Origin of the sequence: Cohnella baijiui (assembly GCF_020731285.1) — a bacterium.
Classification (GTDB): Bacteria; Bacillota; Bacilli; order Paenibacillales; family Paenibacillaceae; genus Cohnella.
In genome coordinates this window covers 180178-198281 of record NZ_JAJFOW010000004.1, presented here as the reverse complement: position 1 = coordinate 198281, position 18104 = coordinate 180178, and the positions used below count along the sequence as shown (strand labels likewise).

Below are 18104 nucleotides of genomic sequence, written 5' to 3'. Positions count from 1 at the left end.
ACGGTCGGTCAGGAGACGCGGGACGGCCAGCTTAGCGGGGTTCCGCAATACTCGCAGGACGCCGGCTGGTGCCGGAAGATCTGCGCCTTGGAGCCGCAGCCCGGACACTCGACCGTCAGCGGTCCGTCGTTCTCGTCCTCGTAGAAGACTTCGACTTCCGCTTCCCCTTCCTCCCCGTCTTCGTCCTCCTCGTCCTCCTCGTCCTCCTCGTCCTCCTCGTCCTCCGCTTCGGCGTCGTCGTAGCTTTCGTCGTAGAGCAACTCGCCGGTCTCCTGATGCGCGTAATACGGCAAGAGGCCGGCCTCGTACATGAAGTTCAGCGCCAGGGATGCGGCCGCGACCGACCGGCCGGTCTGGGCTGCGATCTGGGAAACGTGCGTATAGCGGCCTTCGGACGCGAGCGCGTGGTACCGTTCCAGGAGGTCCAGCTTGCGTTTTTCGATCGAGTCCGAAATCCCCGATGCTACCAACCCGACGACCAAGCAGATCACGCCCAGGATGACGAAATCGACCATCGTAAAGCCCCACACGTCTCGAAATGCAGCGACGATTAGGCCGATCACCGAGAAGAAGGTCAACACAAATAAGTGGATGGCCACGATCATGACGTTTTGCGCTCTCAGGTATTCATGCCTCGCGAACCGAATCCAAAACAGCACGATTTGCAAAAGCGCGAGCGGGTACAGCAGCACCAGAAACATCTGCCAGCCGAGCCAGCCTTCCGTTTTATTTCCAATTGCGGTTTTGAGTTCCTCCCGCAGCATAGCAGTCCTTCTCTCTTCTTCGAAGTCTATGACACGATTCGAGTTCTATTAACATTCTACGCCATGAAAGTATTTCCTCCAATAGAGGACTTTGTATTTTCTGTTTTTCGTGCCGACGACCCTTGCAAATCGCGATAGGAACGCCAAAAGGCCGCCCATGGGAGGACGGCCTTTAAGCTTGGCGAAAAGCGGGAATGACAAGGAACAGTTGGTGCGGCCGAACTTCCGTTCTCGACTGCGAGCCGGTGTTGGGGCATACGGCACGAATGATGGTTGGGGCTATATGGAAACTCCAATCTATGACGGAAGTCCCAGTCGTCTTTTACAAGAAATACGCCCGCACTTCCTGCCAGTTGTTCACCCGGACGTAGCCGGTCTCATGGATATTGTGGGGCGAAGTATAGAGAATGCCCTGTCCGCCGAAGCGTTTGAAGTGGCGGGCGTTGTCGTCGATGAGAAAGTCGGCCTGGACGATGCTCTTGTCCCCGCAGAAGACGAAATTCATCTCGTCAAGGAAGCCGAAATGCTCCTTCAGCCACTCGTACTTGGCGTTGAACGACGCGGGAACCTCCATCGCCGCGGTCGTGATGAAGATCTCGTAGCGCTCGCTGAGCGCCCGGATCACCTCCTGGCTGTCCTTCATGACCTCCAGGTCGCGGAAGAACAAGGGGTCCTCCAAGTATTTGCGGATCTCCTGCACCAGGTGCGGACGCAAGTCCCGAAGGTGGCACCCCTGCAGGTCCTCCAGCGTCACGTTATCGTTGAATTCGCGGTTGAACACGCTGAGGTGCTTGAGGTTAAAGTCCGCCACGACCTCGTCCATATCGATTGCGATTCGTTTCATGCGTAAGCCGCCTTTCCAGCGATGTTCGTTCCATTATACACCTTCGCTCCGGACAAGCGGGCACAAATTTGGAGGCGGCGGGCGGATGAACAGGGGTCGTCGAGGCGGAAAAGATTAGGCCGGGAGCGGGGCCGGCGGGTGCGATAGCCGGTTTGAGCGGCTAACGCACGCGGTTTCGTGCCGATGGCGGGCGCGATAACCGGTTTGCGCGGCTAACGGCATCGCACGGCTGCATGGAATTCAAAAAAGGGATGAAGCGAAAGGATCTCCTCCGCTTCATCCCGTTTGCCATGCCTACTTTCGCCTTAAGCCAGAATGGCTTTCCGCGCCTGCTCCAGTGCCTCGATCACCTTGTCGCACCAGACATCGAACGCCGGGTCCTCTTTTTGATGCTCAGGATGCGCCAGAATATAATCGATCGTTTCCCGGATGCCTTGATCGAGCCGGGTCGTGGCGACGAATTCCGGCACGAGCCGCTTCAGCTTGGAATTGTCGAAGACGACCGTATTCGCCTTGTCTCCCAACAGTCCGCCCCGGTAATCCTCCGTGCTGCAGGCGTCGAGAAACTCGGAGGCGATATGGACGGCGTTCAGCTTCACGCCGAGCGCGGCGGCGATCGCTTCGTAGATCTGGTTCCACGTGACGGACTCGTCAGATGTGATGTGAACGGACTCGCCAATCGCGTGAATGTTGCCCATCAGGCCGATGAAGCCTTTCGCGAAGTCGCGGTTATGCGTCATCGTCCAGAGGGAGGTCCCGTCTCCGTGGATGATGACGGGTTTGCCCGCCAACATGCGTCTGGCGACCTGCCACGTCCCCTTGCCGCCATGCACGCCTAGCGGTATGGACCGCTCGTCGTATGTATGGCTAGGCCGTACGATCGTGATCGGGAAGCCTTCCTCCCGATATTGCTTCATCAGGTACTCCTCGCAAGCGATCTTGTTGCGCGAATAAGCCCAATACGGATTCGACAGCGGGGTCCCTTCGGTGATGCGATAGTCGGATAACGGCGTTTGATAGGCAGAGGCGGAGCTTATGAAAATGAATTGTCTCGTCTTGTCCTTGAACAACCGGTAGTCTCGCTCCAGCTGCGCGGGCTCGAACGCGATGAAGTCGGCGACGACGTCGAAGGACAAGCCTTCGAGCAGCTGCGCCACGCGATCCTCGTCCCGAATATCCGCCTGGATGATCTTGGCTCCCGGCGGCAGCGTCTCGTTGCGGTTGCCCCGGTTCAACAGATAAAGCTCGCATCCCTGCGCCAGCAGTTGGCGGGTGATTGCCGCGCTGATCGTACCTGTCCCTCCGATAAATAGCGCTTTCATAAATCCACCTCCGATTCGTAATCGCCCCGAAAAACGATGGCCCTCCTCAGGTTAACACGCGTTCACAAGGAAAACAATGCCTCTCGCGAATATCCCGGCAGCGACCGACGCCCGAAGTCTCGGCGATCGGATGGCGCCTGTTCCGATTGCGATGCGGAGATCTCCCGGCTTGCGGAGTAGGACGCGTTGGCAGGAGATGTGCTTGCGAACACGATAAAAAAACGGCATAATAACGAATATACGAGAACATAACGGAATGATTATTTTGACAAATAGTAACAAACGTGAATAAACTGGAATCATACGAAACCAATAGGAGGCGATGATTCCTTGTTCTCCGACGAAAGACGCGACCAAATCCTCGCTCTGCTCGAGCGGAACGGAAGAGTGTTGGTCAAAGAGCTGGCCGACCAATTCGGGATGTCCATCGATTCGATCCGCCGGGACCTGACGATGATGGAACAGAAAGGCTTGCTCAAACGCACGCACGGAGGCGCCATCCCGGCGGTTTCCGTTCGCCAGGCTCCGCTACCGCCGGATCGGCGCTACGGGGAAGCCGTGCCGCACCAGGATGCCATCTCCAAGCTGGCCGCCACGTTCATCCGCGAACGGGATACGGTATTCCTCGGAAGCGCGGGCATTCAATTCGGCATGCTGAAGCATCTGCCGCTTTTCCCGTTCACGGTCATCACGAATGCGACGGCGGTGGCGAACGTCCTGAAGGATCGGGACAACGTCGACGTCTATTTGCTCGGCGGGCTGGTCAAGCGCTCGGGCAGCATTACGGACGCGCTGGCGCAGGCCTTTCTACGGCAGTTTACGATCGACACCTGCTTCGTCACGGGCGGAGGCATCTCCCCTAACGGGATCAGCCTCGCTACGCCGGAGGTCGCTGCCCTCAGCCGCACCGCCGTCGAGATTTCCCGCCAGCGCATCTGCCTGGCCCCGCACGAAAAGCTCGGCGTCGACCAGTTCGTCATGGAGGGGCCGATCACGGACATGGATGTGCTCATAACGGACGAAGAGGCGAGCATGGATGCCGTCGAGGCGATCCAGAATAAAGGAGTCCGGGTATTGATCGCCAAACCGGGGGAAACCCGCACGGCCTCGGACTGACCAATGTCATTGTTACTTACGATATTTGAGTGACAATAAATTGTATAGTATAATAGAAAAACGAAAAGGAGGAGATGTCATGACCGATAAGGCAGCCCCTATGGAAATCGGAATCAGCACGTTTCTGGAGGCGACGCCGGATCCCGTGACGGGACAAGCGATCAGCCATGCCGAACGGCTCCGCCAGGCGATCGAGGAGATCGTCCTGGCCGACCAGGTCGGGCTCGACGTCTACGGCGTCGGGGAACATCACCGTCCCGACTACGCGGGCAGCGCGCCCGCCGTCGTCCTCGCAGCTGCAGCCGCGACGACCAAGCGGATCCGGCTGACGAGCGCCGTCACCGTCCTTTCCTCGGACGATCCGGTCCGCGTTTATCAAGCTTTCTCCACGCTCGACGGACTCTCGAACGGCCGGGCCGAAATCATGGCGGGCCGCGGCTCGTTCATCGAGTCCTTCCCGCTTTTCGGCTACAGCCTGGACGACTACGACGAGCTGTTCGAGGAGAAGCTGCAGCTGCTGCTCGCCATCCGCGAGTCGGAGAAAGTCACCTGGAACGGCAAGCACCGCCCCGCCATCCGCAATCTGGGCGTCTATCCACGCTCCGTTCAGGAACCGCTCCCGGTCTGGATCGCCAGCGGCGGAAATCCGGAGTCCGCCGTGCGGGCGGGCACGCTGGGGCTGCCGATCGCCCTCGCCATCATCGGCGGCATGCCGGAGCGCTTTGCCCCGTTGGTCGATCTCTATCGCCAAGCGGCGCGCCAAGCCGGACATGATCCGGACAAACTGCAGATCGCGACACACTCGCACGGCTTCGTCGGCGATACGACCGAGCAGGCGGCGGACTCGTTTTTCCCGTCTACGCAGGCCCAGATGAACAGGATCGGCCGCGAGCGGGGCTGGCCGCCGTACGATCGGACCGCTTTCGACGCCGCACGCAGCCTGCGGGGCGCCCTCTATGTCGGCGATCCCGAGTATGTGGCGGAGAAAATCGTGCTGCTGCGCCGCAATTTGGGCATAACGCGGTTCTTCCTGCACGTGAACGTCGGCACGATGCCGCACCGCGAGGTGCTGCACGCCATCGAGCTGCTCGGCACCAAGGTGGCGCCGATCGTACGCCGGGAGCTGGCCCGGATCGAGGGCGGACGGCAGGGGTGAGTCGGCATGGCAAGCCATCGGCAGGGGTGAGTTGGGCCGGCAAGCCGGCGGCATAGGCAAGAGGCGACAGCGCGCTGTCGCCTCTTTTTTACTCCCTGTTCACCGATCACATTGGTCCGCCAACTTAAATAAGGAACTTTTCGTTCCCTATTTGCCCCCTCGCACGTTCGCCAGCCAAATAAGGAACATTTTGTTCCCTATTCGCTCCCTTCGCACGCCTGCTAACCAAATAAGGGACATTTTGTTCCCTATTTGCCCCCCTCGCACATCTGCCAACCAAATAAGAAACTTTTTGTTCCCTATTTGCCACTCTCGCACGTCCGCCAACCAAATAAGGAACATTTTTCCCCCTATTTGCCACTCTCTGCACTCGCACGTCCGCCAACTAAATAAGGAACATTTTGTTCCCTATTTGCCCCCTCGCTCGCACGTCCGCCAGCCAAATAAGGAACATTTTGTTCCCTATTCGCTCCCCTCGCACGTCCGCAAGCCAAATAAGGAACTTTTCGTTCCCTATTTGCCCCCTCGCACGTTCGCCAGCCAAATCAGTTGTTCCCTATTCGCACGCTCACCCGACCATCCACCCCTCGCATTTCCGGCCATTTGTCGGCATTTTCTTCGATGAAATGTCCCGCTTTCCCGCCCTTAGTCCTACCCCCGAATCGGGAACGCCGTCGAGGCGTGACGCCTTTGCTGACGCGGCCCGAAGCGCTTCGAAATGGACTAGCATCGGCGAAAAATTTATGATAATCTTGATACGAATCGTATCATTTAAAAGGAGCTGGTTCGCTTGTTGTACCGCAATACGATAAGGGCCTTTGCCATTCTGCTCGCACTCTCCGCTTTCACCTGGGCGGCGGCGCGTCCCGCCTCCGCCGCTAGCGATGCGGCCGGCTCCTCGATGATTCTCGTCCTGGACGGGGTCAGCGGCGAGAGCACGCTTAGGGACTACAAAGGCGGCATCGACATCCGCAGCTTCGAATTCGGCGCGACCAGCACGGTCAGCGCCAGCGCTGGAGGCGGCAGCGGGGCCGGCAAACCGACTTATACCGACCTTACGCTTACCAAGTACGTGGACAGCGCTACGCTGACGCTGCTGCGCAACCTCGCCTCGGGCAAAAGGACCGCCACCGGCACGCTCTACGTGCTTGGCATCAACGGCAAGCCGTCTCTGACGATCACGCTCAAGAACATCACCGTCACCGGCGACCAGGTCTCGGGCGCCGAATCCGAGCGGCAATCGGAAACGGTCAAGCTGACGGCGACGGAGCTGAAGTTCGAGTATACGACGCAAGGCAAAGACGGAGCGCCCGGACCGAAGCAGACGCTCGAAATCGACATCGGCAAAGGAAGCGTCAAGTAAACGCGAAGGCCGGCCGGAGCCGGCAAGACCGTATTCTTGCCGGTCTCGGCCAACGAAACGATCAGCATGAAGAAGGAGGAGCATGACGATGGGAATAGAACCGATTGGGGAGGCTACGCCCCTGCCGATCAAAAAAGCGTGGTCGAAGCCGGCGCTCGCGGCGCTGGACATTCGGGCGACGAGCGCCTCCGGCACGCTGTGGCAGTTCGTGCCGAGCGGCGATTTCTGGAAACGGGAGCAGCTGGTATTGGACAGCTGACCGCGGGCGGACGGCGATTTCATACAAAGGAGCCGATCGATCTTGGCTAGATTTTTCAAAGCGAACTTGCTGCTGGCCGTGCTGGCAGCCGCCGTTCTGGCGTTCGCCGGGCCGAAGCCCGCAGAGGCCGCCGCGCCGACAAAGCTGCCTGGGCTGCTTTTGTCGCTCGACGGGATTCAAGGCGGCTTTGCGACCGAGCCGTACAAAGGCGCCATCGTGCTGACCGATTACACGGTCGGGACGTCCGCCGCCTCGCCGAAGAAGGGAACCGAGACCGGAGTCAAAGTGCAGGATCAGGAAATTCGGATTCGCAAGACGATGGACGCGTCCTCTCTCCCGCTGCTCAAAGCCCTGTCCACGGGCCAATCGATCAAGAGCGGCGTCCTGCGCGTCCAGGACAGCAATCCGAAGGGGAACGCCACCTACATGGAGGTCCGGATGACCGGCATCCGCGTCACCGCCTTCGATACCGTGGTCAAGGACGGGACGACCGCGGAGACGATCCGCCTGCAGGTGAAGGAAGCAACCGTCGCGTATACGCCCCCTCCCTCGGAGGAATCGCCCGGCGGAGGCGGTTCGGGTTCGGGGCCGGGCCCCGGCACCGGGCCGGGCGAAGAGCACGGCATCATCACTCAATACCACGTGGATCCGATCAAAGCTGCCGCCCCCAAAGGCCAGACGTACATTCAAGGCTTCCGCGTCTCGCTCAAGGCGACGGCGACCGGCAGCACGGTCCAATCGACGCAATACCGAATCAACGGCGGCGAATGGAAGCCGTATCTCGGACCGTTCGACGTGTACGCCTCCGATACCCGCACCGTAGAATACTACAGCGCCAACCAAGCGGGCGACCGGGAAAAGGTCAACGTGATGGACTTCGACAAAGGAACGTTCACGGGCAACGGATCCTACTAGACGTCTAGCGACGCCTCTCGGCGCCGGCGATCTCTGATCGCCGGCGCCGAACGCGTCTTCGCCCCGAATATTCCTCCCCATTTACCCCCGATCGGAAAAATGGCGCCTGCTCCTTTCCCGTATTTGGAGTTCCTCTCCCCTCCCGTTTGCCGTATAATCCAATTAAATGAAACGGAGGCGGAACGCATGGCTGACGAAAAGGTTGTCATCGGCATCGACGGTGGCGGGACGCACACCCGCGTCATGGTCTGCGATCAGACGGGAAAGGTGCTGGCTTACGTATCCCGGGGCGCCGCGTCCCTCTACAAAGACGAAGCCGCGGCGGACAACGTCCGCGGCGCCATCAGGTCGGCGCTGGAGCAGGCGGACAAGTCGCCCGGCGAGATCGCGGGCGTCGCGGCAGGCATCGCCGGACTGGATGCCGAGGAAGACCTGATCTGGGTTCGGCCCCTGACCGAGGTCCCCGGGCTGAACTGCCCCCAATGGCACGTCAACGACGCGATCGTCGCCCATTACGGCGCATTCCTGGCGCAGCCGGGCATTATCGTCATCTCCGGAACGGGTTCGATCGTCCTGGCCATCGCCGAGGACGGGCGCCCCGTGCGCAACTACGACTTTCGCCATTACGCGGCCAGCGCCGCCCGCTTCCTCGCCTACGACGCCGTCTACGAGACGCTGGCGGGCCGGACGGACGAGACCGACGAGTCGCTGATCGCGGCCATGTTGGCGCATTGGGACGTCTCTGCCGTCTCCGAGCTGTATGCCTTCGCACGCGACGGCTTCGAGGACGACCGTCGGTCGCGCGACCTCCGCTTCGGCCGGTTCGCCCCCTCCGTCACAGCTGCCGCGGAGCGCGGCAGCAGCGTCGCGAGGCGCGTCTGCGACCGCGCCGTCGACCAGATCGTCGTCGCCATCGAGCTGCTGAGCCCCATCTTCGCCGCCGACGCGGTCCAGGTCTCGCTTACGGGAAGCGTCGCCACGAGCCGCTACGTAAGCCGCGCGCTGGACGAGCGACTGCGGGAGTGCCGGCGCAAACGCTTCGCCGTCGTGCCTCCGCAGTTTTCACCCGCCGCCGGCGCCGTTTTGCTGGCCATGACCCGGCTCGGGCTGCCGATCGACGAGGCGGTCGCCGCCCGGATGCAGGAAATCCGGCCTTCCACGTGCTAGGTCGCCGAGTCGCCACGCCGGACCGGATGGCATATTCACCCGCCCCGGCCAAGTATACATAGGACAAGAGATTACGCCAAAGGGAGCGTCCCGTCATGGAAAGTTCGCTGTTCCGCGCATTAGGTTTGTCTTTTCTGCTGGTTGCCGCACTGACGCCTCTGCTGATCTGGGGACTGCGGACCCTGAAGCTCACCCAGCCGATCCGCGTCGAGCTGCCGCCGGACCATCAGGCGAAGCGCGGCACCCCGCTGATGGCCGGCCTCATCCTGCTCACGGGTGTCGCCACCTCGTTTTACTTTCACCCGAAGCCGCTGGTGCTGTTTCTCGGCGGTACCTTCGTCCTGTTCAGCCTGATCGGCTTTATGGACGACTTCAAGAAAGCCGCCTACCAGGATCCTTCCGGCATGTCCGGCAAAATGAAGTTGATCTGCCAGTTCGCCGCGACGTTCCTGCTGCTGTATATTCTGCTCGTTCAATTCGACCTCAGCTCGGACATCGCGCTGTTCGGCGGGTTCCACCTTCATCTGCCGGTCGTCGTGTACCTGGCGCCGATGGTTCTCTTCATCGTCGGCTCGGCCAACGCGATCAACTTTACGGACGGACTGGACGGGCTCCTCATCAACGTCGCCATTCCAACCTACTTTTTCTTCTTCGCGATCTCGGAGCATGCCGAAGTGAAGACGTTCTCCCTCGTCATGATCGGCTGCCTGCTCGGCCTGTTTCTTTACAACATCTACCCGGCCAAGGCATTCATGGGCGATACCGGATCGCTCGCGATCGGCGGGTCGCTCGCCTTTCTCGCCGTGCTCGAAAAAGTCGAAATCCTCATTCCGCTGCTGTTCTCCGTCTATCTGGCCGAGCAGTTTTCCGTCATGCTGCAGGTCTGGTACTACAAGAAGACGAAGCTTCGCATCTTCCGCATGACGCCGATCCATTTTCACTTCAGCCTCAAGTACGGCTGGAGCGAAAACAAAATCGTCATGATCTTCGGCTTCATTTCGTGGCTGTCCGCGATCGTCTCCTGGCTGATCTGGCGCTTCCTCATGTAGCTGCAGCAGCCGCGCGGATGCGTGCGATCGCATCTTCGACCGTCAGCAGGCGCTTCTCCCCATCCGCTCGGACCGTATACTCGACGAGGCCCTCCCCGGCCTGCTTGCCGACGACGATGCGGAACGGAATGCCGATCAGGTCCGCGTCGTTGAACTTGACGCCGGCCCGCTCGTCCCGGTCGTCCAGCAGCGTCTCGATCCCCTGCCGCACCAGCTCCTCGTACAGCCTCTCCGCCACGCGTACCTGCGTTTCGTCGCGCGCGGATACGGGCACGATATGCGCCCGATAAGGCGCGATCGCGGCCGGCCAGACGATGCCTTTGTCGTCATGGCGCTGCTCGACGATCGCCGCCAGCAGCCGCGAGACTCCGATTCCGTAGCATCCCATGAGAAGCGGTCGCTCGCGTCCCTCCGCGTCCAGAAACGCGGCTCCGAGCGCTTCGCTGTATTTGGTCCCCAGCTTAAAGACGTGGCCGACCTCGATCCCTCTGCCCAGGCGCAGCTCGCCTTGCCCGCAGCGCGGGCAGCGGTCGCCTTCCCGCACGTTGCGGAAATCCCCGGTGCGATGAACGGCGAAATCCCGGCCCGGAACCGCGCGACGGACATGATAGTCCGCCTCGTTCGCCCCGCAAACGCCGGATTGCATCCGTGCGACCGCCTCGTCTACGAGTATCGGGATGCCGAGGCCAATCGGCCCCGCGTAGCCCGGGGGCGCCCCCGTGACCGACGCGACGGTGTCGGCATCGGCCAGCTCCGCCTGCTCGGCGTTCAGGGCGCGCAGCAGCTTGGTTTCGTTTGCTTCGTGGTCCCCTCGCACGAGTACGGCGACCGGCTGTCCGTCCGCGACGTAGAGCAGCGTCTTGATGACACACCGCGGCTCGATCCCCAGGAAGGACGTCAATTGCTCGATCGTCCGAATGCCGGGCGTATAGATGCGCTCAGCTTCTTCGACATCCGCCTCCGCAATCGCTCCTCGCCTCTCTTCGACCCCCGCCGTCCCATCGGCATCCTCCTCCGGCAAGCCCGCTTCCGCTTTCTCCAAGTTCGCGCTGTAGCCGCACCGCGTGCATGACGCGATCGTATCTTCGCCCGCCTCGGCCAGTGCCATGAATTCATGGGTTCCGCCTTCGCCGCCGATGGCGCCGGGATCGGCCTCGACCGCCCGAAATCGCAGACCGCAGCGCTCGAAAATCCGGACGTAAGCCTCGTACATGCGCCTGTAGGAGCGGTCTACGCCCTCCCAGCTCGTATCAAATGAATAGGCATCCTTCATGAGGAACTCCCGCCCGCGCAGCAGGCCGGACCTGGGACGCCGCTCGTCGCGGAATTTCGTTTGAATCTGGTACACGGTAAACGGCAGCCGCCGATAGGAGCGGATGTCGTGCTTCACCAGCGTGGTGATGACCTCTTCGTGCGTCGGCCCGAGCGCGAACTCGCGGTCATGACGGTCCCGAAGGCGTACCAGCTCCGGCCCGTACACTTCGTAGCGGCCTGAAGCCTGCCACAGCTCGGCCGGCTGCAGCGCCGTCAGGAGCATCTCCTGGGCACCCGCGCGATCCATCTCCTCTCGGACGATTCCCTCGATCTTAGCGAGCACGCGCCTGCCGAGCGGCAGATAGGCATAAATGCCCGCGGCCAGCTGGCGAATGAAGCCCGCCCGCAAAAGCAGCCGGTGGCTCGCGGCCTCCGCATCCGCGGGCGATTGGCGCAGCGTCGTAGCGAACAGCGTGGATTGTCTCATTTGCTCGTCCTTCCTTTCCGCCAAAGGGATAAAAAAACAAAAAGACACATTCGTCAGGGACGAATGTGTCGTGGTACCACCCTGGATTCGACCGCCGGAAAGAAGCGGTCCTCGAACGGATAACGGCAAGTGCCGGCAGCGGATACGGGGTCGTTCGCCGCTGCTGCTCGCGAGGCGGGGAGCATCCGCTCGGCGGGAGACCTTGCAGCCTGGGGTCTCCTCTCTGTACCGCCTGACGCGAACCTCATGTCCTCGGTCGTCGCAATTTCGATATTGTGCATCAATATACCGAATTTGGCCGAGGCCGTCAAGAGAGCAAGCTTGCAGAAATTCCACCATTTCTATGCATCCTCCGACTTTTTTTGCCCCAAACCTGACATGAAGCGCTTTCTTTTCAGTTTTGTTCTCATATGCGAACGGTATGCTGAGCATGGACAAAAAAAATCTTGCCGATCCGATGAAAAACGAGGTGAGACCATGCATACTCCTATGAACCGCATCGATGTCGGGAACCGAAGGAGGAAAGAAGAGCGACCGATAGAAGAACGGGAGGATCGAACATGAGCTGGAGCTGGAAAAGAACCAGAATGCTGCTGCTCGCGCTGCTGTTAGCCGTCGGGGGGATCCCGGGATGGCTGGCCCTCGAGGCCAAGCCTGCCTACGCCGCCGAGCTCAAAAAGTGGAGCACGGTCGGCAGCACCGGATTTTCGCCGGGACAAGTCGGCTATACCTCGCTGGCGTTCTCCGACGGGACGCCTTATGTCGCGTTCGCCGACTGGAGCAATGGCAGGAAGGCGACGGTGATGAAGTATGACGGCAGCGGATGGACACTCGTCGGCAATGGCGGATTTTCCGCCGGCGCCGCGACGTACATCGTCTTGAAATTTTGGAACGGAACGCCCTATGTCGCCTTTGTGGATGCCGGAAACGGCGCCAAGACCACCATCATGACACTAAGCGGCAATACCTGGACGGGCGTCGGCGGGGGCAGCGTGTCTTCGGGCTCTTCCGATTTTGCCTCGCTGTACATCGACAACGGCTCGATTTATGTAGGCTATCAGGATCAAACCATCTCTTATAGAGGCGTGGTCAAAAAGTTCAACGGGAGCGGCTGGGATACCGTCGGAGGCGGCCCCTTCTCGGGAAATCAGGCAAACTACGTCTCGATCGCCGTCAACAATGGCAACGTCTACGCGGGTTACCGGGATTCGGTAGACGCCGCGTCCAGAGGCTCGGTGTCGATGTTTAACGGAAGCAACTGGTCGACGCTAGGCAGCAAGGGGTTCACGCCAGGCCAGGCTAGCGAAATCTCCGTGGCCTTCTATAACGGCAAGCCGTATATGGCCTTCCAGGACAGCGCAAACGGCCGCCGCACTTCGGTGATGGTCTACGACGGGGGCTGGCAAATGGTTGGCAATGCCGGCTTTTCGTCGGAGGAGTCGACGTTTAACGCCCTCGTCTTCGACAACGGCATGCCCTATATCGCCTATCAAACCTATTCCGGCAAAGCCGAAATCCGAAAATTTAACGGCAGCGGATGGGAGTTCGTCGGAGGCGACGCCTACTTCGCCGATGGCGCGTGGTACACGTCCTTGGCCTTTCAAGACGGCGTTCCGTATGTCGCCTTCCAAGATCGGGGCAAGGGTTGGAAAGCGACGGTCATCACGCTCAAGAACGCCGTCGCCTACGACGGCAACGGCAGCACGAGCGGAACCGTTCCGGTCGACGGCGCCGGCTACGACAACAACGCAAGCGTGAAAGTGCTCGCCAATACCGGCAATCTGCAAAAAACGGGCTACGCGCTGGACGGTTGGACGCTCGCGTCGGACGGCAGCGGGACGGTCTACCGAGCAGGGGATACGTTCGCGCTCGGATCGTCCGGCGCGATCTTGTACGCGAAATGGGTCCTCGCAAACTATACGGTCGCCTACAATGGCAATGGCAGCACCGGCGGCAGCGTACCCGCCAGCGGCAGCTATACCTACGATACCAACGTCAACGTAGCGGGGAACACCGGCAATCTCGCCAAGACCGGCTATGTATGGAACGGGTGGAATACCGCGGCGAACGGCAGCGGTACCGGCTATGCGGCGGGAGACTCGTTCAAGATGGGCGAGGGCGATGTGACGCTCTACGCGCAGTGGAAGCTGGGCAGCTTCCCCCTGCACTATGACGGCAACGGCAGCACCGGCGGCACCGCGCCCGCGGATGCCAGCTACGAATACCAATCGAGCGTGACCGTTGCCGGCAATACCGGCAATCTCGTCAAAACCGGCCACGCCTTCGACGGGTGGAACACGGCGGCCGGCGGGGGCGGCACGAGCTATGCGCCCGGCAGCACCTTCGTCATGGGCGCGGCAGGCGTGACGCTGTACGCGAAGTGGAAGGCCAACAGCTACACGGTCAGCTTCAACAGCAACGGAGGATCGGCAGTGGGCAGCCAGACGAGTACGTATGGCAGCACGGCATCCGAGCCGGCTGCGCCGACGAAGACGGGCTACACCTTCGACGGCTGGTATGCGGACAGCGGCCTGTCGGCGCCGTACGCGTTCACGACGCCGATCACCGGAGACACGCAGCTCTACGCGAAGTGGAAGGCCAACAGCTACGCCGTCGCCTACGACGGCAACGGCAGCACGGGCGGCAGCGTGCCGACGGGCGGCAGCTACGATTACAGCACGAACGTCCCTGTCGCGGGTAACACCGGCAATCTGGTCAAGACCGGCCATTCGTTCGCGGGCTGGAATACGAAGGCGGACGGCAGCGGCACGAGTTACGGCCCGGGCGACACTTTCGCGATGGGTGCGGCAGGCGTGACGCTGTATGCGAAGTGGTCGCCGAACAGCTACACGGTCGCTTATGACGGCAACGGCAGCACGGGCGGCAGCGCGCCTGCCAGCGGCAGCCATCTCTACGGCGAGAGCGTCGCGGTGCCGGGCAATTCCGGCCTGCTGGTTCGGACAGGCTATACGTTCGCCGGTTGGAATACGGCGGCGAACGGCAGCGGCACGAGCTATGGCGCCGGCGCAACGCTAACCGTCGGAGCTGCCGACGTGACGTTGTACGCGAAGTGGGCGGTCAACAGCTACTCGGTCGCATACGCGGGCAACGGCAGTACGGGCGGCAGCGCACCGGCGGTCAGTTACTACGACTACGGCACGAGCGTGACGGTGCCGAGCCAAGGCAGCCTGGAAAAGACGGGCCATACGTTCGAGTCCTGGAATACGGCGGCGGACGGCAGCGGTGCGCGTTACGGTGCCGGGGACACGTTCACCATCGGCGCGGCCAACGTGATGCTGCACGCGCAGTGGGCGATCAACAGCTATCGCGTCGCCTATGACGGCAACGGCAGCACCGGCGGCGAAGCGCCCGCCGGTAGCAGCCATGTCTACGATACCGACGTGCAGGTCGCCGGCAATCCCGGCCAGTTGGTCCGGACCGGCTATACGTTCTCCGGCTGGAACACAAAAGCGGATGGCAGCGGCGCGACGTACGGCGAATCCGGCGTCTTGCGCATCGGGGCGGGAGACGTGACGCTGTACGCCAAATGGACCGTCAACCGATACACGGTCTCCTATGACGGCAACGGCGGCAACGGCGGCACCCCGCCGGCCGACGAAGGCCACGACTACGATACGTCGGTCACCGTGTCCGGCAATGTCGGCTCGCTCTCCCTGACCGGCTATTCGTTCGCCGGCTGGAATACGAAGGCGGACGGCAACGGCACGCCATATGCGGCGGGAGAACGCTTTGCGATGCCGGCCGATGACGTGACGCTATACGCGCAGTGGGCGATCAACAGCTATCGCGTCGCCTACGACGGCAACGGCAGCACCGGCGGCACCCCGCCGGCCGACGAGGAGCACGACTACGGCGCGACGGTCGCCGTGTCCGGCAACTCCGGCAGCCTGGTCCGAACCGGCTATACGTTCGCTGGATGGAATACGAAGGCGGACGGCAGCGGGACGGCCTACGCCGAAGCGGATACGTTCGCGATCGGGGCGGACGATGTTACGCTGTATGCGCAGTGGACGATCAACAGCTATCGCGTCGTCTACGACGGCAACGGCAGTACCGGCGGGGAAGCGCCCGCAGGCGGCAGCCATGTCTACAACACAAACGTAATCGTGCAGGAAAATTTCGGCGACTTGGAGCGGACCGGCTATACGTTCGACGGCTGGAATACCGCCGCGGACGGCAGCGGAGCGTCCTACGCGGAAGGCGAAACGTTCCGGATCGGCGCGGAGGACGTCACGCTGTATGCCCAGTGGCGCATCAACAGCTACACGGTCGCGTACGACGGCAACGGCGAGACGTCCGGCGAAGCGCCGGAGGGCGGCAGCTTCGACTACGAGACGACCGTCACGGTGCTCGGCATCGCCGGCGGCTTGTCGCGAATCGGCCATACGTTTGCCGGCTGGAATACAAAAGCCGACGGCAGCGGGTCCGGCTACGCGCCGGGCGATGCCTTCACGCTCGGCGCAGCCGGCGTGACGCTGTATGCGGTATGGACGGTCAATCTGTATCCCGTCTTCTACGAGGGCAACGGCAGCAACGGCGGCCGCGTGCCGGACGCCGGCGATTATGCCTACGGCAGTTCGGTGACCGTACAGGGCAATTCCAACGGAATGACCAAGACGGGGTACACGTTCGCGGGCTGGAACACGGCGGCGAACGGCAGCGGGACGCGCTACGGCGCGGGAGAGTCGTTCGTCATGGGGACGGAAGGCAAGACGCTGTACGCGCAATGGCTCAGCAACAACGCCATGCTCTTCGATCTCTCCGTCGAACAAGGATCGCTGGCGCCCGCCTTCTCCCCGCGGAATCTGAACTACGATTTGAGACTCGATTACGAAGTCTCCGGACTGGACTTCTCGTTCGCCTATGACGAGGCGACTCAGGCAGTATCCGTATCGGGCGCCGTCTACCAGTCGGTGGCGGGATCGGTGTACCGTTACCAAGCCTCCGATCTGTCTTTTGGGCCGAACCCAATCTTGATCGGCGTCACGGCCGAGGACGGTACGGTGAACGTGTACACGATCAACGCGTACCGCTTCTCGGGCAGCGACGCGGATCTGAGTGCTATCACGCTCTCCAGCGGGGCGCTCAGCCCGGCCTTTGCGCCGGGAACGACTTCGTACGCGGCCAGCGTGGCGAACAGCGTGTCCAGCCTGACCGTCAAGGCCGCGGCCTCCGATCCGCGAGCGTCGGTCCGCGTGGGCGGGCAGCAGAGCGGCGTTGGCGAGACGAGCGGCGAGCTCTCTCTGGCCGTAGGGCAAAATAGCATCGAGATCGAAGTGACGGCGCGCGACGGCACGACGAAAACGTACACCGTGAATGTCTATCGCGCTTCCGCCAACAGCGGGAGTACCGGCAGCGGTGGCGGCGGAGGGAACGGTCCATCGGCCGGTCCGGACAGCCCGATCGTCTCGGATCGCGGACAGTTGACCCTGCCCGCGGGCCGCGCGGGGATCGTCAGCCTGGGAGACCGAGCGAGCTTCTCCCTTCCGGCCGGCGCCGCCGACCGCGAAGTGAAGCTGACGCTTGAGGAGGCGACGGATGCGCCTGTACCCGCCGCATCGGGGCAAACGCTCCTGAGCCCGGTGTATGCGATCCGTCGCGACGGCAGCAATGGGGCCGGCGAGCGGTTTTCCAAGCCGGCGACGGTGACCCTGGCCTTCCAACCGGACCGCTTGAAGAGCAATCAGGAGCCCGGGCTGTTCTACTATGACGAAGCCAGCCGCACTTGGCTGAAGCTGGCGGGCGCCAAGACGAGCGGCAACCGCATCTCCGCGGAGACGGAGCGAACGGGGTTGTTCGCGGTGTTCGCCGTCGAACGCGCGGACGCGCCGAAGGCCGGGCCGAAGTTCGGCGACGTATCCGGCCATTGGGCCGAAGCGAAGATTCGGAAGGCCGTCGATGCCGGGTTCGTCTCCGGCTACGCGAACGGCACCTTCAAACCGAACCAGACCGTGACGCGCGCGGAATTCGCCGTCATGCTGGCGAAGGCGTTGAAGCTCCATGGAGAAGCCGACAGCCTTAATTTCTCGGACCAAGACAAGATCGGATCCTGGGCGAAGGACGCGGTGGCGCAAGCCGTCCAAGCCGGCATTCTCCGGGGCTTCGAAGACGGGAGTTTCCGTCCCGGAGCCGCCGTCTCGCGCGCCGAGATGGCCGCGATGATCGCGAACGCGCTCGGGCGGCCTCTCGAGGCTAACGCGGAGACCGGCTTCGCGGACGACAAGGACATCCCGGCCTGGGCGAAGGGAGCGGTGAGCGCCCTTCGGAAGCTGGGCTTGGCCGAGGGCAAAGGGGCGAACCGTTTCGACCCGTCCGGCAAGATGACGCGGGCGGAAGCGGTCAACGTTCTGCTTAACCTGATGGGGTCTATGACCCAAAAATAAGCTT

Annotated in this window: 12 protein-coding genes; 8 read left to right on the top strand and 4 right to left on the bottom strand. The window is 61.9% G+C overall.

Annotation, left to right across the window (positions count from 1 at the left end):
* Window positions 1–8: 8 nt before the first annotated feature.
* From LKX83_RS06135 to LKX83_RS06125, 3 genes are all read right to left on the bottom strand, one after another.
* On the bottom strand, window positions 9–764 hold the full coding sequence (locus LKX83_RS06135; RefSeq protein WP_227881288.1) for a hypothetical protein: 756 nt from the start codon (window positions 762–764) through the stop codon (window positions 9–11).
* A 322-nt stretch (window positions 765–1086) separates the two neighbouring features.
* Entirely contained in the window at window positions 1087–1608 is a 522-nt protein-coding gene (locus LKX83_RS06130) for a 5' nucleotidase, NT5C type (RefSeq protein ID WP_227881287.1), read from the bottom strand.
* A 305-nt stretch (window positions 1609–1913) separates the two neighbouring features.
* Entirely contained in the window at window positions 1914–2930 is a 1017-nt protein-coding gene (locus LKX83_RS06125; protein ID WP_227881286.1) for an SDR family oxidoreductase, read from the bottom strand.
* Window positions 2931–3260: 330 nt separating this feature from the next.
* On the opposite strand from LKX83_RS06125, the gene LKX83_RS06120 reads away from it, so the two are divergent.
* The 7 genes from LKX83_RS06120 (at window position 3261) to mraY (ending at window position 9955) form a co-directional block, all read left to right on the top strand.
* Window positions 3261–4046 carry a DeoR/GlpR family DNA-binding transcription regulator gene (locus LKX83_RS06120; RefSeq protein ID WP_227881285.1) on the top strand — a complete coding sequence of 262 codons (786 nt, stop codon included), beginning with the start codon at window positions 3261–3263 and terminating at the stop codon, window positions 4044–4046.
* Between the two features lie 79 nt (window positions 4047–4125).
* Window positions 4126–5202, top strand: coding sequence for an LLM class flavin-dependent oxidoreductase (locus tag LKX83_RS06115; protein WP_227881284.1), 1077 nt, complete (start codon window positions 4126–4128; stop codon window positions 5200–5202).
* A 790-nt stretch (window positions 5203–5992) separates the two neighbouring features.
* Entirely contained in the window at window positions 5993–6565 is a 573-nt protein-coding gene (locus LKX83_RS06110) for an Hcp family type VI secretion system effector (RefSeq protein ID WP_227881283.1), read from the top strand.
* Window positions 6566–6653: 88 nt separating this feature from the next.
* The gene (locus LKX83_RS06105; protein ID WP_227881282.1) at window positions 6654–6824 is read left to right on the top strand and encodes a hypothetical protein; all 171 of its coding nucleotides are present in this window, start codon (window positions 6654–6656) and stop codon (window positions 6822–6824) included.
* 42 nt (window positions 6825–6866) lie between these two features.
* A complete protein-coding gene (locus LKX83_RS06100; RefSeq protein ID WP_227881281.1) occupies window positions 6867–7739 on the top strand; it encodes a type VI secretion system tube protein Hcp in 873 nt (290 codons plus the stop codon).
* A 186-nt stretch (window positions 7740–7925) separates the two neighbouring features.
* The gene (locus tag LKX83_RS06095) at window positions 7926–8906 is read left to right on the top strand and encodes an N-acetylglucosamine kinase (RefSeq protein WP_227881280.1); all 981 of its coding nucleotides are present in this window, start codon (window positions 7926–7928) and stop codon (window positions 8904–8906) included.
* Window positions 8907–9001: 95 nt separating this feature from the next.
* On the top strand, window positions 9002–9955 hold the full coding sequence (mraY, locus tag LKX83_RS06090) for a phospho-N-acetylmuramoyl-pentapeptide-transferase (RefSeq protein ID WP_227881279.1): 954 nt from the start codon (window positions 9002–9004) through the stop codon (window positions 9953–9955).
* On the opposite strand, the gene LKX83_RS06085 is transcribed toward mraY, so the two are convergent.
* The gene (locus LKX83_RS06085) at window positions 9948–11696 is read right to left on the bottom strand and encodes a proline--tRNA ligase (protein ID WP_227881278.1); all 1749 of its coding nucleotides are present in this window, start codon (window positions 11694–11696) and stop codon (window positions 9948–9950) included. The genes mraY and LKX83_RS06085 overlap by 8 nt on opposite strands.
* 560 nt (window positions 11697–12256) lie before the next feature.
* On the opposite strand from LKX83_RS06085, the gene LKX83_RS06080 reads away from it, so the two are divergent.
* A complete protein-coding gene (locus LKX83_RS06080) occupies window positions 12257–18100 on the top strand; it encodes an InlB B-repeat-containing protein (protein ID WP_227881277.1) in 5844 nt (1947 codons plus the stop codon).
* Window positions 18101–18104 lie beyond the last annotated feature (4 nt).

Bases quoted from the DNA above. Each gene is read 5' to 3' on its own strand.
- LKX83_RS06135 (WP_227881288.1), bottom strand. From the start codon at position 764: ATGCTGCGGGAGGAACTCAAAACCGCAATTGGAAATAAAACGGAAGGC.
- LKX83_RS06130 (WP_227881287.1), bottom strand. From the start codon at position 1,608: ATGAAACGAATCGCAATCGATATGGACGAGGTCGTGGCGGACTTTAAC.
- LKX83_RS06125 (WP_227881286.1), bottom strand. From the start codon at position 2,930: ATGAAAGCGCTATTTATCGGAGGGACAGGTACGATCAGCGCGGCAATC.
- LKX83_RS06115 (WP_227881284.1), top strand. From the start codon at position 4,126: ATGACCGATAAGGCAGCCCCTATGGAAATCGGAATCAGCACGTTTCTG.
- LKX83_RS06105 (WP_227881282.1), top strand. From the start codon at position 6,654: ATGGGAATAGAACCGATTGGGGAGGCTACGCCCCTGCCGATCAAAAAA.
- LKX83_RS06095 (WP_227881280.1), top strand. From the start codon at position 7,926: ATGGCTGACGAAAAGGTTGTCATCGGCATCGACGGTGGCGGGACGCAC.
- mraY (WP_227881279.1), top strand. From the start codon at position 9,002: ATGGAAAGTTCGCTGTTCCGCGCATTAGGTTTGTCTTTTCTGCTGGTT.
- LKX83_RS06085 (WP_227881278.1), bottom strand. From the start codon at position 11,696: ATGAGACAATCCACGCTGTTCGCTACGACGCTGCGCCAATCGCCCGCG.
- LKX83_RS06080 (WP_227881277.1), top strand. From the start codon at position 12,257: ATGAGCTGGAGCTGGAAAAGAACCAGAATGCTGCTGCTCGCGCTGCTG.